This window comes from Niveispirillum sp. GW835-FHT14G11 (assembly GCF_058793615.1).
In genome coordinates this window covers 371,550-394,488 of record NZ_JBXAFZ010000005.1, presented here as the reverse complement: position 1 = coordinate 394,488, position 22,939 = coordinate 371,550, and the positions used below count along the sequence as shown (strand labels likewise).

Sequence of the window (22,939 nt, the reverse complement as noted above, 5' to 3'; positions counted from 1 at the left end):
GCCCTACCCTTTACGCGCCAGCAGGCCGATGGCGGCCAGCGACAGGACCAGCATGGCGCCCACCACCGCCACCAGCCCGCCCCAGCCCAGGGCCGCCCACACGACGCCGCCCGCAGCGCCCACCAGACTGGACCCCATGTAATAGCCGAACAGATAGAGGGAGGAGGATTGGGCCTTGCCACCGGTCGGCGCCAGGGTGCTGACCCAGCCGCTAGCCACCGAATGCGCCCCGAAAAAGCCGAAGGTCATCAGCCCGATGCCCGGCACGACGGCGTAAAGGCTGTTCGACAGGGTCAGCGCAATGCCCAGCCCCATAACCAGCACGGCCGCCGCCATGGTGCGCGGCCGTCCCCACAGGGCCGTCAGCCGCCCGATACTGGATGACGACCCCATGCCCAGCAGATAGGCGCTGAAGATCAGGGCCACCACCGACTGCGGCAGATCGAACGGTGGCAACAGCAGGCGGAAACCCATGTAATTGAAGATGGTGATGAAGGCGCCCATCAGCAGGAAACCCTGGATGAACAGCAGGCGCAGGCGTCCATCGGCCAGCGGTGCCGCCAATGCGCGCAGCATCATGCCCGGTCGCGCCGACCGTCGCACAAATCCAGCCGACGCGGGCAGCGACCGCCACACCGCGACGGAAGCGGCCAGACCCAGCAGGCCAGCCCCCACCGTCGCCGCCTGCCAGGGCAGGAAATCCACGGCGACCCCGGTGACCAGCCGCCCCGCCATGCCGCCCATGGCCGCCCCGGCGACATAAAGGCCCATGGCGCGGTCGAGGGCGGCGGGATGCATCTCCTCCCCCAGATAGGCCATGGCCACGGCCGGCAATCCCGCCAGCGTCACCCCGAACAGGGCGCGGGCCAGCAGCAGCCCGTGCCAGGAGGGAATGATGGCCGTGACCAGGGTCAGCAAGGCGGAGATGGCCAGTGAGGCCACCATCACCGGCTTGCGCCCGAATATGTCGGCCAGGGCACCCGACAGCAGCAAGGACACCGATAGGAAACCGGTGGCAAGCGACAGCGCCAATGCCGCCTCCGCCGGCGCCACATGGAAGGCGTCGGCCAGCAGCGGCAGCAAGGGCTGCACGTAATAAAGCAGGGCGAAGGTGGAAAAGCCCGCCGCGAACAGCGCCAGGGAAACCCGGCGGGCCTCCGGCGTGCCCGTGCGGATGCCGGACATGGCACTGTAGGGCGGCGGGCCTTCCGGCATCATTGATAATCGATGCGGATGCGTGACGCCGCTTCATGCGCGGTGGCCCGCGCCTCATCCGTGTCCGTGCCGCGCGCCAGCGCCACCCCCATGCGACGATAGGGGCGGGTGGTCGGCTTGCCGAACAGGCGCACATCCACCGCCTGGTCAGGCCGACCCGTGAACAGGGCATTGGCCAGGCCGGAGAAGGCGAATGCACTGGCATCCCGGTCGGCCAGGATCACCGCACTGGCCGACGGGCCGTACAGTTCCACTGCCGGGATCGGCAGGCCCAGGATGGCACGGGCATGCAGGTCGAATTCCGACAGGTTCTGCGACGTAAGGGTCACCATGCCCGTATCATGCGGGCGGGGCGACAGTTCGGAAAAGACGACCTCGTCCTTCGTCACGAAGAACTCCACCCCGAAAATGCCATGGCCGCCCAGATCGTTGACCACCTTGGCCGCCATGTCCTGCGCGGCCGCCAGCAGATCGGGGCGCATATACATCGGCTGCCAGCTTTCCTGGTAATCGCCGCGTTCCTGGCGATGGCCGATGGGCGGGCAGAAGACGATGCCCTCCTTGGTGCGCACGGTCAGCAAAGTGATCTCATACTCGAAGGGGATGAATTCCTCGACGATCACCTTGGCCCGGTCGCCGCGCATGTTGGCGACGGCATAGTTCCAGGCGGTCTCAAGTGCCGCCTTTTCCTTCACCGTGCTCTGACCCTTGCCGGACGAGGACATGACCGGCTTGATGACGCAGGGCAGGCCGGTATGGGAAACCGCCGCCTTCACCTCCTCGAAGCTTTCGGCATAGCGGTATTTGCTGGTGCGCAGGCCCAGATCGACGGCCGCCAGCTCACGGATGCGGTCGCGGTTCATGGTCATCTGCGTGGCGCGGGCCGACGGCACCACCGTGAAGCCTTCGCCTTCCAGCTCGGCCAGCATCTCGGTGCGGATGGCCTCCACCTCCGGCACGATGAAGTCGGGCCGGTGCTTCTCCACGGCGGCGCGCAGCCTGTCGCCATCCAGCATGGGAAACACTTCCCGCCCGTCGGCCACCTGCATGGCCGGCGCATTGTCATAGGCATCGCAGGCGATGACCTGCGCGCCCAGGCGCTTGGCGGAAATGACGAACTCGCGGCCCAGCTCACCGGAGCCGAGCAAAAGGATCTTCGCCGTGAAAGGCATATGGCCCACCCCATGTCTTCCGGGCGGCCCGTCCAAAGGCGCCCCCTTGGGTCCTGACCCTATGGCGAAGGGGCATGACGCGCAACGGGCGCCGGGCGCGCGGGTGGCATGCCGCAGGGATCAGTCCCGCAGCGACCGGCACAATGCCGCCGTGCCCTCATCCAACGGAAAGCAGCACTCGATCCGCAGCTCGTCCAGCGTCACGTCATAAGGTGTGGCGAAGCTGGTGATGGTGGAGAAGAAGCGGAAATGCCCGCCATCGGGATGACGCAACATTGTCGTGATCATCGGCGACGGTCCGGCCGACAGGTCGCGGAAGCGCCAGCTGGCCGGCACGTCGGGGAAGCGCAGGCATTCATCCAGCAGCGCCTTGGCCGCCCGATCGGCCGGGTTCATCGCCACTTCTTGGTAGAGATGGCGCAGCAGGTCGCCGGCGATCTCGTGCCAGTTCTCCACCGCATCCCGGAACGGGCCGGGCGCGAACAGCAGGCGGATCATGTTGTCATGTTCCGGCAAGACGCCGCGCATCACGCATTGGTTGACCCGTGCCGCCGCCGCATTGGCCTGCACGATGTTCCAGCGCCGGTCCAGCACGAAGGCCGGATAGGGTTCCTGCTGGGCCAGGATGGCCTCGATCGCCTGTTTCATGCCCACCAGCTTGGGCGTGCCCAAACCCGTTTCCCGGAAGATAGGGGCGAATCCGCCGGCCACCAGCAAGGCGTTGCGCTCCCGCAGCGGCATTTCCAGCGCATCGGCCAGCCGCATCAGCACCTCGCGCGAGGGCTGGGCCTTGCCAGTCTCGATATAGGAGAGGTGACGGGCCGATATCTCCGCATCCAGGGCCAGATCCAGCTGGCTGAGCCGCCTTGCCGCCCGCCATTCGCGCAGCATGACGCCCAGGCTGGCGCCGGAGAGAGAGAGTGCGGACAGGGGCTGCGGCTTGCTCATGGGAACCAAGCGTAAGCGGCCACGGGTACCCAAGACAATAACCTCCCAGGTCATATCGCCATGACCGGGCGCGTCATTGAGGCGATGACCGGGTGGCGGCACCCTCCAGCCAATCCCACCCTCAACCGGAGCCGCCCCCATGAACCGGCGCATTTTTGCCCTTTCCGGCCTCGGCCTTCTGGCCGCTACCACCCTGCCCGTCCGTGCCGGGGTAAACGGTGGGATACTGAATGCAAAGGCGTTCCACGCCGCCCGTCGCTTCCTGTCCACATCCTTCGGCGACATCGCCTATGTGGAGCGGGGCGAGGGCCCGGCCGCCCTGTTCCTGCATGGCTTCCCCCTGAACGGGTTCCAGTGGCGCGGACAGCTGGAGCGGCTGTCGCCCTGGCGCCGCTGTCTGGCACCCGACTTCATGGGCCTGGGCTATACAAGGCCGCGGGCCGGCCAGGATCTGGCGCCGGCCGTGCAGGCCGACATGCTGGCTGCCTTCCTGGACAGGCTGGGAGAGCGCTATGTCGACCTGGTCGCCAACGATAGCGGCACGGCCGTGGCCCAGCTGTTCCTGCTGAAATATCCCGACCGGGTACGCAGCCTGCTGCTGACCAATGGCGATACGGAGATCGACTGCCCGCCGCCGGCCCTGCTGCCGGTGATCGCGCTGGGCAAGAAGGGCGCCTTCGCGCGGGAATGGCTGGCCCCCTGGCTGGCCGATCCCGACCTGGCCCGGTCGAAGGAAGGGCTGGGCGGCCTCACCTTCACCCATCCCGACAGGCTGTCGGATGAAGCCATCGACATGTACCTGGCCCCGCTGGTCGCCAACCAGGCCCTGACCAATGGCTATGCTGTAGCGCTGGAGGCCAATGCCCTGGCCGGCACAGCCGCGGCGCTGCGGGAGAAGGGCCAGCCCGTGCGCATCGTCTGGGGCTTGGCCGACCCCACCTTCTCCGCCCAGGGGCCCGGCTATCTCGACGCCCTGTTCCCCAATTCCGGCGGCGTACGGGAGGTGCCGGATGGCATGTTGTTCTTCCCGGAAGAATTCCCCGACCTGATCGCGGAGGAGGCGAAGAAGCTCTGGGGTGTGGGCTGAGCCATTGACGGCCCCCGCCCTCCCACCGTAAAGCCTGGGCCATCATGACCGAGCCCAGCGCCCCCCAGATCGAAACCCTGTTCGCAACCCGCCTCTACCGTGCCGACCTGGACGGGGTGGAGGCATTGAACGATGAGTTGGCCGCCTGCTGCCGATCGGCGGCGGAGGACGACGTGGCCGGCCAGAAATGGTCGGCCAAGAACCTCTATACGGGCTACACATCCTATTCGTCGCTGGATGACCTGCCCTGGCGCTTTCCAGCCGTGAAGACGCTGAAGGCGCATCTGGACCGCCATGCCAAGGCCTTCGCCAAGGTCCAGGAATGGAACCTGGGTGACAAGAAGCTGGAACTGGACAGCCTGTGGATCAATGTTCTGGACCCGGGCGGCTTCCACGGTTCGCACATCCATCCCAACAGCGTGATCAGCGGCACCTATTATGTGGAGATTCCGGACGGTGCATCCTCCATCCGATTCGAGGATCCGCGCCTGGCCCTGATGATGGCCGCCCCGCCGCGCAAGCCCAAGGCGGCGCGCGAGCTGCAATCCAGCATCCCCGTGGCGCCCAAGGCCGGAACCTTGATGATGTGGGAAAGCTGGCTGCGGCACGAGGTGGTGCTGAACCAAGCGGAGAGCGAGCGCATCTCCATCAGTTTCAACTACGCCTGGCGATAGACCCGGATATCCGCGCCCGGCGATTGCGAAAACGCGGCATCAACCCCGCCGAATCATCTTCTTTTTGGATGAAGTGGTCGCATTCTCGACATCGTCCAGATAGACGATGAGGTTCAGCGCACCGCCGATGACCTCCACGAACTTGTTGGACATCGAGGGCAGACGGATCTTGCGGTCGATGCAATAATTGACCAGCGATGCCGCCAGTTCCGCCGCCGAGCGGGGGATGCTGGTGCGCTTGCCGTCCATGTCTTCGATGATCAGCTGGGCGCTGACCGGGTCCTCGCACAGGTCCAGGCCCATGATCTGCCCCACCGGCAGTTCCAGGCGCTGCTTGCGCATCAGGTCGACGATGGCCTGAACGGCCTCACGTTCCGTGAAGCCCAGGGTACGCATCTCCTTCAAAGGGAAGCCCTTCCATGTCGCGACGATCCTTGGCGCAACATTACGCTGAAACGCAACCCCCAGGTCAACCCGGCGAATGTCTCCAGGGGGATAGGGGTGCCAAATCAGGGAATGGCGCCCACCATCCGCTCCTGGATGATGTCATGGAAATGGCGGATGCGATCCTCGTTCACCCCCAGCAGCGCCGCCCCGTGGGCATGGGTCAGGCCCGCCCCGACAGCGGCGCAGACGGCCCTGTCCTCCGCCAGAAGCTGGCTGTTCAGCGCCGCCAGATGGGTGGTGACGGCGGCCAACGCCGCCTTGCTGGCGCCATCGCGTGCGTTGGCCAGACACAGACGGTAGCGCAGGGTGAAGCTGTCCGGTCCCATCGGTTCCAGCGTCTGCACGCTCATCATCCGGCCGGCCGTGACGCCGATGGCCAGGTTGGGGAAGATCAGCAGGTGGACATAGCCCTCCACATCCGCCACCGCCTCAACCGGTATCAGGCCCAGGCGCTTGCCCGCCCCTTCCCACCAGCGCTGCGCCTCCGGCCTTATCCCGGCATACCCGATGGAATGCGGACCGGACGGCACGACGCGCCAGGTGCCGTCCACCACGGTGCGGAAACTCTCGGGATGCACGGCATCAACGTGATAGACCTCCAGCACATTCTCCACCCCGACCTTCCAGTTGGCTTGCCACGGCTGGGCCTCTTGGGCGAAGGGGGCGGACATGCCGGCTGACAGGGCCGCCAGCAGGCCGGCATGCGGGCCCAGCCAGTCGGCCAGCGATAGGCCGCCGGCTTCAACCCGCACAAACAGGAACCGGCCCACCCGGTCCAGCTCATAGCGCTTCAAGGCCAGTGCCCGCTTGCCCTCCCGGTCCAGGCCGAAACATTCCTTGTTGCCGGGAATGCCCACGGGCACGCCATCACGGTCATAGGTCCAGCCATGATAGGGGCAGCGCAGGGGACCAGCTTCCACACCCGCCTCCCCCGCCCGCAGCCGGGCGAAGCGGTGGGAGCAGACATTGCGCAGGGCCCGCAACTCCCCGTCGAAATCCTGGATAAGCACCGGTTCTCCCGCAATCTCCCGCACCAGCCAGGCGCCAGGGCTGGCCACTTCGTCGGTGAAGCCCACGAACTGCCAGTGGCGGGCAAACAGCCGCCGCTCCGCCTCGAAACGGGCGGGATCGCGGTAGTCGGCGGCGGTCAAGGTGGCAGGACGGGCCAGCATGCGGGGGTTCCGAAACGACGGTGCCATGACAGCCTGCACCGGCCAGCACCCTCGCGGCAAGGCGGCATTGCAGCCGATCAGGCCGCCAGCCAGCGTGTCATCTGGGGAAAGGGCGGCAGACCGTTGGATTGCAACATCGCCATGACGCCACACGGGCCGGTCATGCCCAACATGGCCAGATGGGCGATGCCGAAATTATTGCCGCTTTCCAGCAGGGACATAAACCGTACCTGCTGTTCGGCATCCATGTGATAGCCGCCAGCGAAAAATATCGTATCGGGCGGCAGGTCCAGCGCGCGCAGTGCTGCGTAGGACCAGGCCAGCGCCATCACCTCCGTCTGATCCCTGGCCGTGCGCAGCAAGGGATCGGGGTCGTCGCCGACCAGCTCCCGCAGGCTGGTCTCCAGATTATTGCCCAGGCGGGCCCGCAACCGGGCCGGCACCGTGGCCATGTGCCCGGCTTCGTGCAGCAGGTCGCCGGAGACGTAGAGATGTTCCGGGTCCACCCGCAGGCCGCCATTGGCAATCGTCACACCAGGCAGGAACCCGTCCGGACCAAAAGGCCCGACCTCCACCGGCAGACCGATGCCGCGCAGGAATTCCACGATCCGGTCGAAATGCTCTGCCGCCAGCATGGCGCCCCTCAGGGTTGCCTTGATACCTGAGACATTAAACCATCACTTGATGGCTTTCTATGCTGGCGACAGGGTGGAAACGTCACAGGGCTTCGGCGGCCGGCTTCAGCGTGACCTTGTGCGTGGCGGTGCCAAACCAGCCCAGCACCGTGTTGTGATGGGCGATGATCTGTTCGAAGGTCAGGCCGCCCATGTCGCAGGTGGTGTGCCCGTCCGACACCAGGGTCACGTCGAAGCCATGGGCGATGGCGCTACGCACGCTGGTATCGATGCAGAACGGCGTCATGCAGCCGCCGACAACCAGATGCTTGATCCCGCCCTCCAGCAATGCCTGTTTCAGGCCGGTATCCAGGAAACTGTCGCAGGTGGTCTTGTGCACCACCAGCTCGCCCGGCGCCGGGGTCAGCTCGCGGCGGATTTGCCAGCCGGGCGTGCCCTTGGCCAGGCGGTGATCGTCCTGCGCATCATGCTGCACATGGATCAGGGTGGCCCCGGCGGCGCGCGCGCGGGCCTGCAGATCGGCCAGGCGGGAAACCACCCCGTCCAGGGCCTGGGCGGCGGCATCGAAGCGGGGGCCTTCGCCTTCCGGCAGGATGCCTTCCTGCACATCGATGACGATGATGGCGGTTTCTTTGGCGGCGGGCATTGTTCTCACTCCCTGCTTTGGCGTCGGAATCTGGAAACCTCTAACCGAGATTTGTATCTGAATCATTTCAGCAGGTGGTGCGACCCTTGCGGCGGGCGGGGGATGCGCTACGCTGGCCGCGCAATCCAAAGGCCCTTGACGGGCACAAGAAACAAGGAGCGGACAAGGTGCGGATCATCGGACATATCGCCCGCGGCAGCGCGCTGGCCCTGGTTCTGGCCCTGGCGGCCGTCACCACCCAGGCGCAGACGGCACCCACCAAGGTGGAGCGGATCCAGAACGGCAATATCGCTACGGAGAACATCCCTTCCGTCAATGCGGCGCTGGGCGAGAAGCTGTCGGCCTATCTGTCGGCCCGTTCCGCCGCGATGCTGGATTGGACGCCCGACGGCAAGGGCATCCTGATCACCACCCGCTTCGGGGAGACCTCCCAGCTGCATCTCGTCGCCGGCCCGATGATGGATCGCCAGCAGCTGACCTTCGCGGCGGAGCCCATCACATCCGCCGCCTTCAGCCCGGCCAAGGGCTCAACCGATCTGGTCTATGTCTGGGATAAGGGCGGGTCGGAGAATTTCCAGTTCTTCCACCTGGACATCGCCACCGGCAAGACGGCCCTGGTCACCGATGGCAAATCGCGCAACCAGGGTCTGGTCTGGAACCACAAGGGCGACCGCTTCGCCTTCTCCAGCACACGCCGCGATGGCAAGAACACCGATATCTATGTCGGCGGGCTGAGGGATGCCGCCACCGTGGCGCCGCTGGTGGCGCAGACCGGTTCCTGGGGGGCGGTTGCCTTCTCCCAGGACGACAGGAAGCTGCTGGTCGGCCAGTATATCGCTATCACCAAATCCTACCTGTCGGTGGTGGACGTCGCCTCTGGCCAACTGACCCGCATCAAGCCGGACAAGGACACCATCGCCCTGACCGGCATCGGCTTCTCCCCGGACGGCAAGGGCGTGTTCCTGACGTCGGACGAGGAAGGGGAGTTCAAGCGTCTGGGCCTTTATGACCTTGCCTCGGGCAAGACCAGCTGGATCACCGCCGACGACCCCTGGGACGTGGAAGAGGCGGTACTGTCGCAGGACGGCACGCGTCTGGCCTATGTGCTGAACGAGGGCGGCTGGTCCACGCTGCGTGTCATCGACACCAAGACGCTGAAGCCCGTCAAGCTGCCGGCCTTGCCCAAGGGCATCATCGGTGGCATCACCTTCAACCCCGACGGCAAGCGCCTGGGCCTGTCGCTGGTCACCCCCACAGCCCCCGCCGACGTGCATGTCGTGGACCTGGGCAAGGGCAGCGTGGAACAATGGACCAAGAGTGAGGTCGGCGGTCTGAACACCAGCCTGTTCGCCGATGCCAGCCTGATCCAGTTCCCCACCTTCGACCAGCGCCAGATCCCCAGCTTCGTGTTCAAGCCGAAGAATGCCACGGGCAAGCTGCCCGTCATCATCCTGGCCCATGGCGGGCCGGAGGGACAGAGCCGCCCGAATTTCAGCGCCACGGTGCAGTTCTGGGCCAATGAGTTGGGGGCCGCCGTGCTGCTGCCCAACATCCGCGGCTCCGAGGGCTATGGGAAGACCTATCTGGGCCTGGATAACGGCTTCAAGCGCGAGGACAGCATCAAGGATATCGGCGCCCTGATCGACTGGATCGCGACTCAACCCGACCTGGACAAGGACAAGGTGGTCATCGCCGGCGGGTCCTATGGTGGCTATGTCACCCTGGCCGCCATGACGCATTATAATGACAAGCTGGCGGGCGGGGCCAACACGGTCGGCATCTCCAACTTCATCACCTTCCTGGAGGCGACGGCCGAGTACCGCCGCGACCTGCGCCGCCCGGAATATGGTGACGAGCGTGATCCGGAGATGCGCACCTTCCTGCAGAAGATCTCGCCCCTGACCAACGTGGCGAAGATCACCAAGCCCATGCTGGTGATCCAGGGCTACAATGATCCGCGCGTGCCGGTGGGCGAGGCAGAGCAGATGGTGACCGCCATCCGCAAGAATGGCGGCGATGTCGGCTATGTCCTGGCCATGGACGAAGGCCATGGCTTTAAGAAGAAGTCGAACCAGTTCGTGGCGATGATGGCCCAGGCCCAGTTCTTCCAGAAGGTGTTCGGACAGAAGCAGTGAACAAGACGGCGGGAGGGGGCATCCCCCTCCCGCTGCTCGGTTCAACGACGGCACATCCACCCGTTCGATCATGGGCACAGGCATGGCCGCTCCGCCGGGCAGACGCCGTGTGGTGCGATCCGCGTCACTCTCACTTTCCCCACGCCCCGTACCGACAGGCCGACATGGGCGGCGGCGGCTTCGGACAGGTCAAGGCTGCGACCCGGCTTGAACGGGCCGCGGTCATTGATGCGCACCCGGACGCTGCGCCCCGTGCGGGGCTCCACCACATCCAGGATGGTGCCAAATGGCAGGCAAGGATGGGCCGCGGTGAAGCCGTTGCGGTCGAACCGCTCACCATTGGCGGTGGAACGGCCGTGATGGCCGGGCCCGTACCAGGAGGCGGTCATTTCCACCGGCTGTTCGGTCAGGCAGGCTGCGGCCGGTAGGGCGGACAGCAGGCACAGGCCCACGATGCCGGAAACCAGCAAACGCATGTGAAATACTCCCACAATCATGCAGGCGCAGCAGGCGGAGGCGATGCCCATTCAACGATCGAGCCTGTTGCGCCGGCAGAAGGTGCGGGTCCGGTGGGTGCACATCAAATAAAAAGCCGTTTATGGGCACACCAAACCGGCCCGGATAAAGGGAATTTTACTCAATCCGGCCCGGTTCCAAATGGAGGCCTTATGCCACCCGGCCTGACGGGTGTTGCGACGACGCAACCGGAAGCAGGGGCCGCTTCCGCTCCGGCCATCGGCGATGCTACCATCACCCCATCGCCATCCCATACGGCATCAGGCATGACCCGCTTTCCAGACCGTTTCCAGACCGGCCAGCCACCCTTCCTGATCGCGGAGATGTCGGGCAACCATAATGGCGACATCGACCGCGCCCGCCGCCTGATCGATGCCGCCCGCGATGCCGGGGCGGACGCGGTCAAGATCCAGACCTATACGGCAGACACCATCACCATGGATGTCGACCGGCCGGAATTCCGGCTGGAGGGCGGGCTGTGGGCCGGCAAGACGCTGTATGAGCTGTACCAGGAGGCGCACACCCCCTGGGATTGGCACGCTTCCCTGTTCGCTCATGCAAGACAGGCCGGCATCGCCCTGTTCAGCAGCCCGTTCGATCCCACCGCCATCGACCTGCTGGAAAGCCTGGACACACCCGCCTACAAGATCGCCAGTTTTGAGCTGATCGACCTGCCTTTGATCGCCAAGGCGGCGGCCACGGGTAAGCCGCTGATCATGTCCACCGGCATGGCGTCGCTGGGGGAGATTGCCGACGCCGTGGCCGCGGCACGCGAGGCGGGGAACGACAATATCGCCCTGCTGCACTGTGTCTCCGGCTATCCCACCCCGGTGGCGGATTGCGACCTGCGCACCATCCCCCACATGGCGCAGGCGTTTAATCTTCCCGTCGGACTGTCGGACCATACGATGGGCGTGGCCGTGCCCGTGGCCGCCGTGGCCCTGGGCGCCATCATCATCGAGAAGCATTTTACGCTGGCCCGTGCCGATGGCGGCCCCGATGCCGCCTTTTCCCTGGAACCAGCGGAGTTCAAGGTTATGGCCGACGCCTGCCGTGTGGCGCATGCGGCCCTGGGCGACATCACCTATGCCCTGAAACCGTCGGAGGCCGGGGGACGCACCTTCCGTCGTTCGCTCTATGTCGATCGCGACGTGGCGGCGGGAACGGTCCTGACCGACGCGCATGTCCGCTCCATCCGCCCCGGCCTGGGCCTGGCGCCCAAGCACCTGCCTGAGGTTCTGGGCCGCAGCGCTGCCCGCGACCTGAAGCGCGGGGAACCGGTGGATTGGACCATGCTGGGCAAGGCACCGTGACGGGACCACGCATCGTTGGCATCATCCAGGCCCGCATGGGTTCCACCCGCCTGCCCGGCAAGGTGATGATGACGGTGGCGGGCAAAAGCCTGATCGCCCACCAGATCGACCGCCTGCGCCGCTCCCGCCACCTCTCGGCCCTGTGCGTGGCCACCAGCGACAAGGCCGGCGATGATGTTTTGGCCGCGCATGTGGAGGGGCTGTGCGTGCCCGTCTTCCGGGGCAGTGAAACCGATGTGCTGGATCGTTTCTACCGGGCAGCACGTGCCCAGCAGGCGGACATCGTCGTGCGCTTCACGGGCGACTGTCCCCTGATCGACCCGATGCTGGTCGATGCCCTGATCGACATGTACAAAACCGCCGACCCGCCGCTCGCCTACGCCGCCATCGACGTCGCCCGCTATCCACGCGGGCTGGACGCGGAAATCGTCGGGATGGCGGATTTGCGCACCGCATGGGAGGAGGCGCGGGCGGATTTCGAGCGTGAGCATGTCATGCCCTTCCTCTGGCACCGGCCTGAGCGGTTCCGCCTGGGATACCTGAGCGATGCAACATTGGAGACGCCCTGGCGCTGGTGCATCGACACCCAACAGGATTTCATCCTGGTACGGCACTTGCTTGAAACGCTTTTGCCCGCTATGCCGGCATTCGGCTGGCGGGACGCGGATGGCGCCATGCGCGCCCATCCCGACTGGGCGCTGATCAACCGGGATGTGGTGCAGAAGCCCCTTCCCCCGACCTGATATGAGGAGAGTTGCCATGACGCGCGCTGAATTCCTGGCCGCCCTGGAAGAGATGCTGGAGCTGGACGCTGGCACCCTGTCGCCCGATATCGCGCTGGACAGCCTGGACAGCTGGGACAGCCTGGCCGTCATCAGCTTCATCGCCCTGGTCGATGAGCATTTCGACCATGTCGTGGCCGGTGAGGATCTGGCCAAGGCCAAGAGCATCGGCGACCTGCTGGCCCTGACGGGCGCCGATCCCGCCTGACATGTCCGCCCTGCCCCGCCCCGCCATCCCCATCGGCCGCACCAGGCGGCAGGTGATCCAGCTTGCCGGTCGTCCCGCCGCCTGGATCAATGGTGGCCGCCTGGGCATCGGCGAGGGGGAATTGCGGCCGCTGGTCCTGCTGCATGGCCTGGCCGGCGACGCCCTGACCTGGCAGTTCAACCTGACGGCCCTGGGTGCCGACCGGGCCGTGCTGGCACCGGACCTGCCCGGCCACGGGTCCAGCACGCTGGAGGTCGGCCCCGGCCATGTTGATGATCTGGCCCGGTGGGTGGGTGACCTGATCGATGCCTGGGGCCTGCCCCAGGTCGATCTGGTGGGCCATTCGCTGGGGGCCCGCGTCGCCCTGTCGCTGGCGCATCAGCGGCCTTGCATCGTCGGCCGCGCCACCCTGATCGCCTGCGCCGGACTGGGTAGCGATCTCGATCATCTTTTCCTGGACCGGCTGGCCGAGGCGTCGGACCTGGCGCAGTCCCGGCTGGCCGCTGCCAAACTGTTCGCCGAACCGGGGCCCCTGGTGGAGCCCATGGCCCGCGCCCTGACGCTGCGCCAGTCGGTGCCGGAGAACCGCGCGGCCATCAAGGCCCTGCTGGATGCCAATCGGGCGGAGCTGTCGGAACGGCTGGTCAGGCGCGACTGGGTACCGCCAGTACCGGTGCAACTGATCTGGGGCGAGGGTGACACGATCGTGCCGCCACCGCCCGCCGACCTGATCCCCGCCGACATTCCCTTCCATCTTCTGCCCGGCGCCGGCCACATGCCGCATGTGGAGGCGGCCAGCCGCGTCAACACCCTGATCGGGAGCTTCCATTGACCGACACGCACGCCATGCTGGACCTGATCGCGGCAGAGACGGCCCGCATTCTGGCCGAGAAGGGGGAGGCCGCCGCCCCCGTGACCGCCGACACCGCCTTTCTGGACGGCCCCCTGCCATTTGACAGCCTGGATCTGGCCACCCTGATCGTGGCGCTGGAGGGCGCGACGGGCAAGGACCCGTTCCGCCAGGGCTTCCGCCAGTTCACCACGGCCGGCGAACTGGCAGCCCTGTACGCGGCGGCGTGACCTCATGCCCTCCACCTGGGAATGGATCGGCGGCTTCGTCATGCTTTATCTGCTGCTGCTGGCCCGCAGCGCGTGGAAGCAGGGGGAGTTCAAGCAATTTCTCTGGGGTCTGGGCATCGTCGCCGGCCTGCTGGGCTTCATCGGTGGCGTCATCTGGGTCTGGATCACCCTCAAGGGTGGCTGAAGTCCTTGGATTGCCGCCCCCCGCTGGCGCATGATGGCGCCATGCACAGCCCCCCCGCCCCGCCCTGGATCAACCCGTCCTTCCGCCTGATCATCGGCGGCCAGGAATGGGCATGGCCGGCATTGGCGGCGAAGGCGGCGGCATTGCCGGACGGGCCCCTGGTTGCCGACGGCCATGACCTGCCCAAACTGGTGGCCTCACTGGTGGCCGGATGGGAACGGCAAAGGCCCGTCACCCTGCTGCGCGGCGGACTGCCAGCACCGGAGAATATCGCGGAGACAGGCCGCCTGCTGCTGCTGGAGACCTCCGGCACCACCGGCACGCCAAAGCGTATCGCCCGACCTTTCGCGGATGTTCTCGCCGGGATCGAGGCGCCACGCGGCGGTAACGGCGGGCGCTGGCTGCTGACCTATGATGCCTGCGGATTCGCCGGTTTGCAGGTGCTGCTGACGATCCTGGCCGGTGGCGGGACGCTGCTGGCCGATCCGGCGGTGGACGCGGGCGGACTCGTCCGGCTGGCGGTGCAGGACCGCGTCACCCACATCAGCGCCACGCCCAGCTTCTGGCGCCTCCTGCTGCTATCCGGGGCCAGCCCGCCCCTGGCCCGCATCACCCTGGGTGGCGAGGCCGTGGATCAGGCGTTGCTGGACGCGCTGGCCACCCGCTTTCCCGGCGTGCCCATCCGCTGCATCTATGCCAGCACGGAGTTGGGAAGGCTGTTCACCGTTTCGGATGGGCGGGAGGGCTTTCCTGCAGGATGGCTATCAGCGCCTCCTGGCAAGTACTCATTCCGGATATGGAACGATATGCTTCAGGCTCGGTTGACCGATGACTGGCAGGATACTGGTGATCTGGTGGAGATCGTTGGGGATCGTACTCTGTTCCGTGGCCGGAATGACTTTGTCGTCAATGTCGGCGGCACTAAGGTGAACCCGGCCCTGACCGAAGGCCGGCTGCTGTCCCTGCCCGGCATCATCGACGTCGTCGTCTACGGCATCCCAAGCCCCATCACCGGCGCCCTTTTGGCCGCCGATATCGTCGCGCCGGACTGGCAGGGCGACGGGGGCTGGCGGGCACAGGTGAACCACGCCCTGGCAGACCTGCCGCCCGCCTCCAGGCCGCGGCGGCTGCGGCTGGTTGAAGCCCTGCCCTTGTCGGCGGCCGGCAAGAAACGTCGTATCGCGGAGGAAGCATGAGCCGTCTCGTCATCGTCACCGGCGGCAGCCGTGGCCTGGGCCTTGCCATCGCCCGCGCGCTGCTGGAGGCCGGTTACAGCGTGTCGACCTGCAGCCGCAGCCTGGGCGATGCGCTGCCGGTCTTGCTGGAGGCCCATTCCGATCGGTTGTTCTGGCAGCAGACGGATATCGGCGATGCCGCCTCCACGCAGTCCTTCATCGACGCCACGGTGCAACGCTTCGGCGCCCCTTGGGGCCTGGTCAATAATGCCGGCATCGCGCGCGAGGGCATCCTGGCCACGCTGCCATTGGTGGAGGTGGACAGCCTGATCCACACCAACCTGACCGGTGCCATCCAGATGGCACGCGGAGCGCTGCGCCATATGTTGTCGCGGCCCGGCGGCGGGCGGATCATCAACATCTCCTCCATCATCGGGCAGCGCGGCTATACCGGCCTGGCCGCCTATGCCGCCACCAAGGCCGGGCTGGATGGCCTGACCCGCGCCCTGGCCCGGGAGGTGGGGCGGCGACAGATCACGGTGAACAGCGTGGCACCGGGCTATCTGGACACGGAAATGTCGGGCACACTGTCGGCCGGGCAGCGCGACCAGATCGTGCGGCGCACACCCCTGGGACGGCTGGGCACGGCCGTTGACGTGGTGCCGGCGATCCTGTTCCTGCTGGGCGAGGGTGGCGCTTACATCACCGGACAGACCCTGACCATCGATGGCGGCATCACCTGCTGACCGAAAGGCACCGCGCATGGCCCAGGCCCGCATCAACGGCATTGCCCTTCGCGGCATCGTTTCCGCCCTGCCGACGGGCGTGGAAGATGTGTCGCACCTGGCCACGCGGTTCGGGGCCGATCAGGCCGAGCGGATCGCCAACGCTACCGGCATCCGCCGCCGCCATATCGCTACCGCCGGCCAATGCATGTCCGATCTGGCCCAACCGGCGGCGCGCGAACTGCTGGACGGGTTGGGTTGGCAGGGCGACCAGGTCGATCTGCTGATCTGTGTCACCCAGACCCCGGATCATCCTCTGCCCGCCACCGCCTGCCTTCTGCAAAACCGTCTGAGCCTGGGCCGGCAATGCGCCGCCTTCGATGTCGGGCTGGGCTGCTCCGGCTATGTCTATGGATTGTGGCTGGCGGCGTCGCTGCTGGCCGGCATGGGGCGGGGGCGGGCCCTGCTGGTGGCCGGCGACACGACCAGCCGAACGCTGGACCCGCAGGACCGGTCCGTGGCGCCCCTGTTCGGTGATGCCGGCACGGTGACGGCGCTGGAATTTGACAGGGATGCCGGCCCCTTGACCATCGATGTCGGCACGGACGGGGCCGGCGGGCCCTATCTGATCCAGCCCGGCGGCGGTGCACGCCAGCCGGACGGGCCGCTGCTGTTCATGGATGGCACCCAGGTCTTCGCCTTCACCCTGCGCGAAGTGCCGAAGGCCATCGCCGCCACCCTGGCGGCGGCAGGCACGGACATCGCCGCCATCGACCATGTCGTGCTGCATCAGGCGAATGAGATGATGTTACGCCGGCTGGGCGCCAAGATCGGCACACGCCAGGATCAGCTGGTCCTGGCACTCGCCGACCGGGGCAATACCAGCTCCGCCACCATCCCCCTGGCCTTGACGGACGCGCTGGCCCCATCGCTGACGGCCGGGGAACGAACCCTGCTGCTCTGCGGCTTTGGCGTCGGCTGGTCGTGGGGAACCGCCATATGGCGGACAGGCCCGGCACGCATCTGCCGGACCATTTTGGTGGATCCCGACGGAAAAACTACTCTGGCTGGTTGAGCATCGGACGGCGGCGAACCTTGGTCACCACCACGGGCGTCCGGGTCGGCTTCTCCACAGCATCCGTTGCTGGGGCCGGCGTCTCGGCCGGAAACAGCTTCCGGCAGATTTTCAGCGCGCGATAATAGTTACCGCTCTGGACCAGCGTCTGGACATCGTCGAACAACGTCACCTCCCCCGGATGGGACAGGCGTGCCTCCTCCAGGATGATCCCGAACTTGATCAGGTTCAGTTCGGCATCCTCGGGGAAGATGTAGATCAGCTGGATGATGAAATAGAGTTTCTTTTCAATGGTATCGCAATTCTCCTCCTTCAGGATTTCCCGGCCACGCAGGAAATTCACCTTGTTGTAGAAGAACAGCGAGACCGGATGATCGCCGACGCCCAGAACGGCACCGTTCACGATCAGCTTTTCCCCTGGTCGCAGGACAAGTTTCAAAGGCACGGCAGCATTCCCGTTTCAATATGCCCAGACACGGCTTCGGGCCGCCCCAGGGCAGAACAAGGAAGTAAGCCACCCACCCCCCGCCGGTCACGAAAAAACGAACGCGGGCACCATAACTTTTTGACCCGGGCTCGGTTGGACCATGGCGAGAAACAGGGGAGAGGCCGGAATCAGGAACGGCGGGCTTTTGGCCCGCCGTTCCTTTTGCCTTACGGCCCTGAGGCTTAGAACAGCCGCAGGATCGACTGCTGGGCCTGATTGGCCAGGGAGAGGGAGATGGTGCCCAGCTGCTGGCGGGTCTGCAACAGCAGCAGGTTCGCACCTTCCTCGTTCTGGTCGGCCTGGACCAGCTTGTTGGAACCTTCAACCAGCACGTTGGAGAACTCGTTGGTGAAGCTCTCACGAGTCTGGATGACGTTCAGGTTGGTGGACAGGGCCTGCGACGCGCTACGCAGCGTCGAGGTCGCAAAGTCCAGGCTGGCCACGGCCTTGTCGATGTCCGAACGATCCAGGAAATCGTTCTGGGCATAATCGACGCGCAGACCCTGGCCACCCGTCGTCACGTTACGGCTGACGACCTGGATGTTTGAGGTATTGTCCGCGTTGAACTGCACGGCCAGATCATTTTCCGTGTTGGCGTCGGTACGCTGCACCGTCGTCAGGTTGGCGGAATCATTGATCGAGGCCGTCGCTTTGATCGTCTGGCTGTCGACCGTGACACGAACCGTGCCGCTGTCGAAGTTCAGCGAGTTCTCGCCATCGGCCAGCTTGGCAGCGCCGCGGGCATTGTTGCCCGAGCGTTCGACCGTCACGCCGTTCAGGTTGGTGGCCGACAGGGTGATGTCGACATTCTTCTCGATCGTGGAAGCGCCATTGGCCGAGGTGCCCAAGGCTTCCAGCTGCGCACGGTCAACCGTGAAGGAGATCGTGGTGCCCGACGAGAAGGTGATCGACACGGCCTTGCTGGCCGTGTTGGTGCTGGTGGCACCGATCGAGAAGCCGGTACCCGTACCGGAAGTGTCGTTCGAAGTGATGGTGAAACCATCATCGGTGCCGTCACCGTCGGCATCGTCGTTGGCGATGGTGAAGCGGTTGGTACCGCCCGCACCGACAGCCAGGTCAACGGCATTCTGCAGACCGAGGGCGATCGCTTCACGACGCTCGACCGGATCGGCGTAGGACGCGTCCTGAGCCGACGCCTTGTAGGTGATGGCCTGACCATTCACGGTCGCCGTGAAGGTGTCGCCTTCCTCAATGGCACCGCTGATCGTGATCTTCGAAACCTGCGACACGCCCGAGACGCCACCGCCGCCCGGCTTGGCAGCCGTCACGGTGCTGGCGGTTGCCGCCTGGGTGTTGTCGAAGAACTTGACGGTACGCGACTCGCCATTCTCGGTGATAACCGCAGTGCGCTCACGACCGCTGTTGCCGCGCATCTCGATCTTGATGTCGGCGAAGTTGCCGGCGGTGGCGGACAGGGTGCCGGACACTTTCAGCGAGGTGATGCCGCGGCTATCTTCGGCCTTGGCGATATCCTCCAGGTCGGCGCTGATGGCACCGGTGCCGGAAACGCTGACCGAATAGGTGTCGGCGCTGACCACGTTGGTCACGCGGCTGTTGGACAGACCGCCCAGGGCATTCACGCTGGCGCGGCTGTCGGAGGTGCTGTCCAGCGTCAGGCCGTTGCCCGACAGCAGGTTCTTGCCCTGGTAGCCGCTATCGCCAGCGATCTTGTCGATCTGCTCCTTGATGCGGTTGAACTGCTCGGCCAGCGACTTACGGGTCGCGATCGAGGCGGCATCATTACCCAGGTTTGAATAGGCGGTGGTGGTCAGACCCTTGGCCTGCTCGACCAGATCCTCGATCGCGGTGATACCCTTATCACCAGCCTGGATCGTGCTGATCGCCTGGCCCATCGCCTCCTTGAGGTTCGACAGATCGCCGGCGCGGGTATTCAGACCCTTCGCCGCGAAGAAGGAGGTGGGGCCGTCAAGGGCGCTGTTGACCTTGTTGCCCGTTGCCAGACGGGACTGGATCGACTCAACCTGCTTGTTCGTCTTCTGCAGGAGGAGGAGGTTATTCCGCATACCAGCGGTAAGGCTGACGTCACTCGTAGACATAGTGTCTCTCCTTTGGAGGTATGATCTACCCGAATTTTTCGGGTTAAGAGCAGGGAACACTCTTATCCGGAAAGAGTCAAGCCGTTTAAATCAGGCTTTCCGCCCAACTATCCGTAGGGTCAGGTCAACCAGACCTGGGATGGCTTCATTCCCCGCGTCCCACCGCCGGGCGCCAAATAATTCCCCTCCGCATGCCAGAACAGTTCCGGACTACAATTAAATAAAATGCCGGAGACCGTCATGGCACTCCGGCACCGGAATATTCGGCACTGAAGAGTCTGGATCAGGCGACGAAGTTGACCGTGCTGAACACCGTACCGCCACCACCGATGGCGACAACAGGCGAAGCCGCCACGGTGGGCGATGTGCCCGCGCTCGACGAAACACCGAAGCCTGGTGTGCCGCTGGTCGAAACCACGCCAAAACTGCCGCGCGCCAGGGAAAGGAGGCGATTATCGGCCGCCGATTCCCCGCCACGCTCCTCCCCCGCATCGGGGACAAGACCCTCACGGCCGCGCAGCTGATATTCGCGCACGACCCTCTTGGATGGGTACTGATTCTCCACATCACCGCTGCCGCCATCGCGGAACAACAGAACCGCCACGGCGGCGTCGCTGTCATATTGCAGGACGGGGCTGATATACGGGAGATTGTTGGCACGGGTGGCTTGGGGCGGAGTCGACTCCTCTACCGCCGCGGCGCTACTGGGCGTTACCGCGGTTACGATAGGTGGTGCTACACTCCGGATCCCCTCAATCTGCATGGCCGTGAGCCTTCTTATCCAGACGATTACATTAACCCAGTTCCCAGAGACGCGCAAACGGATTCTTTAGCGCCGCCAAGTAGGCTGAATCATAAGGGAGTCACGGGGCTGTTCCGGATGTCAGCAGCCGGGCGGTTTCATTTTGCCGGTCCCAGAGAATCCGGAATTTTCATTTTAGATTCTGTCATTTGACTTCAATTGCACTTTCGGATGTATGTTTCGCCAACGCATCAGCCAATCCGGCGATTGCCGGCCGCCAATCGCCCCACACGGCTTGTCGAAAAAGGCGCAGTTCGCGGTACCATGGGTTGTCCTGACGATCGCGCAACCAGCGCCAGCAGCCATCGAAGCGGGATAGGACCCAGGTCGGCCGGCCCAGCGCAGCGGCCAGATGAATGACCGCCGTATCGACACCGATGACCAGATCCAGTTCCGCGACCAGAGCGGCGGTATCGGCGAAATCCGACAGTTCGGCCGTCCAGTCGGCGATGGCGAACGGGGCATCGGCTATCTGCGCGCCCTTGGGGCCCTTCTGCAGGCTGACCCAGCTGATGCCCGGCACATCCCGCAGTGCGGCCAACTGGGGCAGCGACAGGCTGCGGCGGCGGTCGGTGGCGGCGGCGCGCGGATCACCGCTGCGCCCGTCGCCGGCCCAGACCAGTCCCACGCGCAACCCCGGCAAACTCCGCAGCCGCGCCTGCCATGGCGCTCGCCGCCCCTCCGGCGCATGCAGATAGGGGATGTCGGCCGGAATGTCGGCCAGACTGCCTGTCCCCAGACGCAATGGCAGGCCCAGCAGCGGACAAATGCAGGCAAAGCCATCGGGCACGCGATCACCCAGTGTTCCCACGGCGATATCGCCGGGCAGGCTGTCGCGGAACAACCGCACCAGGGCCGGCTGGACCTGAACATGCAGATCCAGGCCGCGGGCGCGCAATCGCGGGACATAACGGATGAATTGCAGGCTGTCGCCATGCCCCTGCTCGGCATGGACCAGCAGACGACCACCCGGCGGGTCCGTGACACCGTCCCACACGGGCAGGCCGCGCAACGGCGCCGGCAGCCCAAAGCCCGGCATATGCCAGCGCCATTCATATTCGCGCCAGCCTTCGGTCAGGTCACCGGCCCGCAGACGGGCCTGGGCCCTTTGCCAGTGGGCGACGGGCAGGTCCGGGGAAATCTCCAGAACACGGCGATAACATTCCTCCGCGCCGTCCGCGTCGCCCTGATCCTCCCGCACATTGCCCAGGTTCAGCAGGGCCGCGACATGGGCCGGATCGATCGCCAGCACACGGCGCAGCCGTTCGGCGGCGTCGCCAAGGGCGCCCAGCCCATGCAACGCCACCGCCCCGGCCACCAGCGGCCCTATTGCATCGGGCGGCAGCGCGGCAGCGGCGGCGGCGGCCACGTCCCGCGCCTCCTCAAACCGGCCCAGCACGGACAGCGCATCGGAACGGGCCAGCAGCAGTTCAACCCCGCCGCCGCCCAGCGCCAGGGCCGCATCGAACGCCTCCAGGGCGGCGGCCGGCTGTTCGGCGCGCAGATAGGCCAGCCCCAGCCGCTGCCAGAGCGCCACCCGGTCCGGCGTCAGGCGCGCGGCTTCAGCCAGGCTGGACGCCGCATCGGCACGGTCCAGGCCGCCCATATCGGCAAAGCGGTTGTAAAGCACGGCAGAAAGATTGGCCCTGGCACCGGCATGCATGGGCGCCAGGGACAGCGCCTGACGCAGCGCCCGTTCCGCCCCCACCCCATCGTCGCGGGACGCCAGCAGGGCGCCGCCTTCGGCCAGGGCGTCCGCCCGACGCGCCGGTTCATCTCCAAAACGCTCGGCGGCGGCAATGAAAGCCTCCAGCGCCGCACCGCCATCACCGGCTTGACGCAGGGCGGCGCCCAGATTGAACCACCATTCCCCGGGACCGGGCTTCAGGCGCAGGGCCGTGCGCAGGGTCTTCACGGCGGCGGGCGCCTTCCCCTGACCCAGCTGCGCCATGCCCAGCAGATAATGGATATCGGCCATGCCGGGCACCGCCACCAGGATATCGCGGTAAAGCCGTTCCGCTTCGGCCAGGTCACCATTCTGGTGCAGCGCGATGGCCCGGTCGATCGTCGTGTTCACATCCATGTCAGGTGCCGGTGCCGGTCGGCTTGGGCGGGGGCGGCGTCAATGGGGTGGGCCTGGCCGGATTGGCGGGCCCAGCCTTGGTGGCAGGGGCGGCGGGCGGGGGCACCGGCGCGGGCGCTGGCACCACCACAGCGGGTGGCGGCGCGGCCGTTACCGGGGGGGCGGGCTCGGGCGGGCGCGACGGTACATACATGTAATTGTCGTTCACCTGCCCCTCATGGCTGGCACAGGCGGCCAATCCCGCCGCAAGGACCAGGAGAAGAAGGGATGAAGCGATCCGATTGCTGTCCACGCCACCGC

25 protein-coding genes are annotated in these 22,939 nt (G+C 65.9%); 12 read left to right on the top strand and 13 right to left on the bottom strand.

Going from position 1 to position 22,939, the window contains the following annotated elements:
* Window positions 1–3: 3 nt before the first annotated feature.
* The 3 genes from AC1Q7F_RS12380 to AC1Q7F_RS12370 all read right to left on the bottom strand — a co-directional run bounded on the left by AC1Q7F_RS12380 (window position 4) and on the right by AC1Q7F_RS12370 (window position 3,335).
* Complete coding sequence (locus AC1Q7F_RS12380; protein WP_492507170.1) at window positions 4–1,218, bottom strand: MFS transporter; 1,215 nt, start codon at window positions 1,216–1,218, stop codon at window positions 4–6.
* Window positions 1,215–2,387 (bottom strand): formate-dependent phosphoribosylglycinamide formyltransferase, encoded by a 1,173-nt coding sequence (gene purT / locus AC1Q7F_RS12375; RefSeq protein ID WP_492507168.1) that lies wholly within the window; start codon window positions 2,385–2,387, stop codon window positions 1,215–1,217. The genes AC1Q7F_RS12380 and purT overlap by 4 nt, the downstream gene beginning before the upstream one ends.
* 120 nt (window positions 2,388–2,507) lie before the next feature.
* Window positions 2,508–3,335, bottom strand: a complete 828-nt coding sequence (locus AC1Q7F_RS12370) for a helix-turn-helix domain-containing protein (protein ID WP_492507166.1) — start codon at window positions 3,333–3,335, stop codon at window positions 2,508–2,510.
* Window positions 3,336–3,474: 139 nt separating this feature from the next.
* Here AC1Q7F_RS12370 and AC1Q7F_RS12365 point away from each other — a divergent pair, with 139 nt between their 5' ends.
* Together AC1Q7F_RS12365 and AC1Q7F_RS12360 are read left to right on the top strand one after the other, a co-directional pair.
* Entirely contained in the window at window positions 3,475–4,422 is a 948-nt protein-coding gene (locus tag AC1Q7F_RS12365) for an alpha/beta fold hydrolase (RefSeq protein ID WP_492507164.1), read from the top strand.
* Window positions 4,423–4,466: 44 nt separating this feature from the next.
* Window positions 4,467–5,096, top strand: a complete 630-nt coding sequence (locus tag AC1Q7F_RS12360; protein WP_492507162.1) for a TIGR02466 family protein — start codon at window positions 4,467–4,469, stop codon at window positions 5,094–5,096.
* 39 nt (window positions 5,097–5,135) lie between these two features.
* On the opposite strand, the gene AC1Q7F_RS12355 is transcribed toward AC1Q7F_RS12360, so the two are convergent.
* From AC1Q7F_RS12355 to AC1Q7F_RS12340, 4 genes are all read right to left on the bottom strand, one after another.
* A complete protein-coding gene (locus tag AC1Q7F_RS12355; protein ID WP_492507160.1) occupies window positions 5,136–5,501 on the bottom strand; it encodes a hypothetical protein in 366 nt (121 codons plus the stop codon).
* A gap of 104 nt (window positions 5,502–5,605) precedes the next feature.
* Complete coding sequence (locus tag AC1Q7F_RS12350) at window positions 5,606–6,715, bottom strand: aromatic ring-hydroxylating oxygenase subunit alpha (RefSeq protein ID WP_492507159.1); 1,110 nt, start codon at window positions 6,713–6,715, stop codon at window positions 5,606–5,608.
* Between the two features lie 77 nt (window positions 6,716–6,792).
* Complete coding sequence (locus AC1Q7F_RS12345; protein WP_492507157.1) at window positions 6,793–7,350, bottom strand: hypothetical protein; 558 nt, start codon at window positions 7,348–7,350, stop codon at window positions 6,793–6,795.
* Between the two features lie 82 nt (window positions 7,351–7,432).
* Window positions 7,433–7,996 (bottom strand): cysteine hydrolase family protein, encoded by a 564-nt coding sequence (locus tag AC1Q7F_RS12340; protein ID WP_492507155.1) that lies wholly within the window; start codon window positions 7,994–7,996, stop codon window positions 7,433–7,435.
* A 167-nt stretch (window positions 7,997–8,163) separates the two neighbouring features.
* Between AC1Q7F_RS12340 and AC1Q7F_RS12335 the strand changes: the two genes are divergently transcribed.
* Entirely contained in the window at window positions 8,164–10,131 is a 1,968-nt protein-coding gene (locus AC1Q7F_RS12335) for a S9 family peptidase (protein WP_492507153.1), read from the top strand.
* 68 nt (window positions 10,132–10,199) lie between these two features.
* On the opposite strand, the gene AC1Q7F_RS12330 is transcribed toward AC1Q7F_RS12335, so the two are convergent.
* Window positions 10,200–10,607, bottom strand: a complete 408-nt coding sequence (locus AC1Q7F_RS12330) for a septal ring lytic transglycosylase RlpA family protein (protein WP_492507152.1) — start codon at window positions 10,605–10,607, stop codon at window positions 10,200–10,202.
* Between the two features lie 306 nt (window positions 10,608–10,913).
* Between AC1Q7F_RS12330 and pseI the strand changes: the two genes are divergently transcribed.
* From pseI to AC1Q7F_RS12285, 9 genes are read left to right on the top strand one after another with little or no spacing between them, the layout of a single operon-like run.
* Complete coding sequence (gene pseI / locus AC1Q7F_RS12325; RefSeq protein WP_492507150.1) at window positions 10,914–11,960, top strand: pseudaminic acid synthase; 1,047 nt, start codon at window positions 10,914–10,916, stop codon at window positions 11,958–11,960.
* Window positions 11,957–12,703, top strand: a complete 747-nt coding sequence (locus AC1Q7F_RS12320; protein ID WP_492507148.1) for a cytidylyltransferase domain-containing protein — start codon at window positions 11,957–11,959, stop codon at window positions 12,701–12,703. Before pseI ends, AC1Q7F_RS12320 begins: the two co-directional genes overlap by 4 nt.
* 16 nt (window positions 12,704–12,719) lie before the next feature.
* Window positions 12,720–12,950, top strand: a complete 231-nt coding sequence (locus AC1Q7F_RS12315; protein WP_492507146.1) for an acyl carrier protein — start codon at window positions 12,720–12,722, stop codon at window positions 12,948–12,950.
* A gap of 1 nt (window position 12,951) precedes the next feature.
* Window positions 12,952–13,782, top strand: a complete 831-nt coding sequence (locus AC1Q7F_RS12310; RefSeq protein ID WP_492507144.1) for an alpha/beta fold hydrolase — start codon at window positions 12,952–12,954, stop codon at window positions 13,780–13,782.
* Window positions 13,779–14,030 (top strand): acyl carrier protein, encoded by a 252-nt coding sequence (locus AC1Q7F_RS12305; RefSeq protein WP_492507143.1) that lies wholly within the window; start codon window positions 13,779–13,781, stop codon window positions 14,028–14,030. The genes AC1Q7F_RS12310 and AC1Q7F_RS12305 overlap by 4 nt, the downstream gene beginning before the upstream one ends.
* Window positions 14,031–14,034: 4 nt before the next feature.
* Complete coding sequence (locus tag AC1Q7F_RS12300) at window positions 14,035–14,214, top strand: hypothetical protein (RefSeq protein ID WP_492507141.1); 180 nt, start codon at window positions 14,035–14,037, stop codon at window positions 14,212–14,214.
* A 41-nt stretch (window positions 14,215–14,255) separates the two neighbouring features.
* The gene (locus AC1Q7F_RS12295; RefSeq protein WP_492507139.1) at window positions 14,256–15,410 is read left to right on the top strand and encodes an AMP-binding protein; all 1,155 of its coding nucleotides are present in this window, start codon (window positions 14,256–14,258) and stop codon (window positions 15,408–15,410) included.
* The gene (locus AC1Q7F_RS12290) at window positions 15,407–16,135 is read left to right on the top strand and encodes an SDR family NAD(P)-dependent oxidoreductase (protein WP_492507137.1); all 729 of its coding nucleotides are present in this window, start codon (window positions 15,407–15,409) and stop codon (window positions 16,133–16,135) included. Before AC1Q7F_RS12295 ends, AC1Q7F_RS12290 begins: the two co-directional genes overlap by 4 nt.
* 16 nt (window positions 16,136–16,151) lie before the next feature.
* Window positions 16,152–17,189 carry a 3-oxoacyl-ACP synthase III family protein gene (locus tag AC1Q7F_RS12285; RefSeq protein WP_492507136.1) on the top strand — a complete coding sequence of 346 codons (1,038 nt, stop codon included), beginning with the start codon at window positions 16,152–16,154 and terminating at the stop codon, window positions 17,187–17,189.
* On the opposite strand, the gene AC1Q7F_RS12280 is transcribed toward AC1Q7F_RS12285, so the two are convergent.
* From AC1Q7F_RS12280 to AC1Q7F_RS12260, 5 genes are all read right to left on the bottom strand, one after another.
* Window positions 17,173–17,634 carry a flagellar biosynthesis repressor FlbT gene (locus AC1Q7F_RS12280; protein ID WP_492507134.1) on the bottom strand — a complete coding sequence of 154 codons (462 nt, stop codon included), beginning with the start codon at window positions 17,632–17,634 and terminating at the stop codon, window positions 17,173–17,175. The genes AC1Q7F_RS12285 and AC1Q7F_RS12280 overlap by 17 nt on opposite strands.
* 224 nt (window positions 17,635–17,858) lie before the next feature.
* Window positions 17,859–19,754, bottom strand: a complete 1,896-nt coding sequence (locus AC1Q7F_RS12275; protein WP_492507132.1) for a flagellin N-terminal helical domain-containing protein — start codon at window positions 19,752–19,754, stop codon at window positions 17,859–17,861.
* Between the two features lie 283 nt (window positions 19,755–20,037).
* Entirely contained in the window at window positions 20,038–20,358 is a 321-nt protein-coding gene (locus tag AC1Q7F_RS12270; RefSeq protein WP_492507130.1) for a hypothetical protein, read from the bottom strand.
* A 343-nt stretch (window positions 20,359–20,701) separates the two neighbouring features.
* Complete coding sequence (locus tag AC1Q7F_RS12265; RefSeq protein ID WP_492507128.1) at window positions 20,702–22,639, bottom strand: glycosyltransferase family 9 protein; 1,938 nt, start codon at window positions 22,637–22,639, stop codon at window positions 20,702–20,704.
* A gap of 1 nt (window position 22,640) precedes the next feature.
* The gene (locus tag AC1Q7F_RS12260) at window positions 22,641–22,931 is read right to left on the bottom strand and encodes a hypothetical protein (protein WP_492507126.1); all 291 of its coding nucleotides are present in this window, start codon (window positions 22,929–22,931) and stop codon (window positions 22,641–22,643) included.
* Window positions 22,932–22,939 lie beyond the last annotated feature (8 nt).

What these genes read in the sequence shown, in the direction of transcription:
- AC1Q7F_RS12380 (WP_492507170.1), bottom strand. Translation starts at nt 1,218, where the DNA reads ATGATGCCGGAAGGCCCGCCGCCCTACAGTGCCATGTCCGGCATCCGC.
- purT (WP_492507168.1), bottom strand. Translation starts at nt 2,387, where the DNA reads ATGCCTTTCACGGCGAAGATCCTTTTGCTCGGCTCCGGTGAGCTGGGC.
- AC1Q7F_RS12370 (WP_492507166.1), bottom strand. Translation starts at nt 3,335, where the DNA reads ATGAGCAAGCCGCAGCCCCTGTCCGCACTCTCTCTCTCCGGCGCCAGC.
- AC1Q7F_RS12365 (WP_492507164.1), top strand. Translation starts at nt 3,475, where the DNA reads ATGAACCGGCGCATTTTTGCCCTTTCCGGCCTCGGCCTTCTGGCCGCT.
- AC1Q7F_RS12360 (WP_492507162.1), top strand. Translation starts at nt 4,467, where the DNA reads ATGACCGAGCCCAGCGCCCCCCAGATCGAAACCCTGTTCGCAACCCGC.
- AC1Q7F_RS12350 (WP_492507159.1), bottom strand. Translation starts at nt 6,715, where the DNA reads ATGCTGGCCCGTCCTGCCACCTTGACCGCCGCCGACTACCGCGATCCC.
- AC1Q7F_RS12345 (WP_492507157.1), bottom strand. Translation starts at nt 7,350, where the DNA reads ATGCTGGCGGCAGAGCATTTCGACCGGATCGTGGAATTCCTGCGCGGC.
- AC1Q7F_RS12340 (WP_492507155.1), bottom strand. Translation starts at nt 7,996, where the DNA reads ATGCCCGCCGCCAAAGAAACCGCCATCATCGTCATCGATGTGCAGGAA.
- AC1Q7F_RS12330 (WP_492507152.1), bottom strand. Translation starts at nt 10,607, where the DNA reads ATGCGTTTGCTGGTTTCCGGCATCGTGGGCCTGTGCCTGCTGTCCGCC.
- pseI (WP_492507150.1), top strand. Translation starts at nt 10,914, where the DNA reads ATGACCCGCTTTCCAGACCGTTTCCAGACCGGCCAGCCACCCTTCCTG.
- AC1Q7F_RS12315 (WP_492507146.1), top strand. Translation starts at nt 12,720, where the DNA reads ATGACGCGCGCTGAATTCCTGGCCGCCCTGGAAGAGATGCTGGAGCTG.
- AC1Q7F_RS12310 (WP_492507144.1), top strand. Translation starts at nt 12,952, where the DNA reads ATGTCCGCCCTGCCCCGCCCCGCCATCCCCATCGGCCGCACCAGGCGG.
- AC1Q7F_RS12300 (WP_492507141.1), top strand. Translation starts at nt 14,035, where the DNA reads ATGCCCTCCACCTGGGAATGGATCGGCGGCTTCGTCATGCTTTATCTG.
- AC1Q7F_RS12295 (WP_492507139.1), top strand. Translation starts at nt 14,256, where the DNA reads ATGCACAGCCCCCCCGCCCCGCCCTGGATCAACCCGTCCTTCCGCCTG.
- AC1Q7F_RS12290 (WP_492507137.1), top strand. Translation starts at nt 15,407, where the DNA reads ATGAGCCGTCTCGTCATCGTCACCGGCGGCAGCCGTGGCCTGGGCCTT.
- AC1Q7F_RS12285 (WP_492507136.1), top strand. Translation starts at nt 16,152, where the DNA reads ATGGCCCAGGCCCGCATCAACGGCATTGCCCTTCGCGGCATCGTTTCC.
- AC1Q7F_RS12275 (WP_492507132.1), bottom strand. Translation starts at nt 19,754, where the DNA reads ATGTCTACGAGTGACGTCAGCCTTACCGCTGGTATGCGGAATAACCTC.
- AC1Q7F_RS12265 (WP_492507128.1), bottom strand. Translation starts at nt 22,639, where the DNA reads ATGGATGTGAACACGACGATCGACCGGGCCATCGCGCTGCACCAGAAT.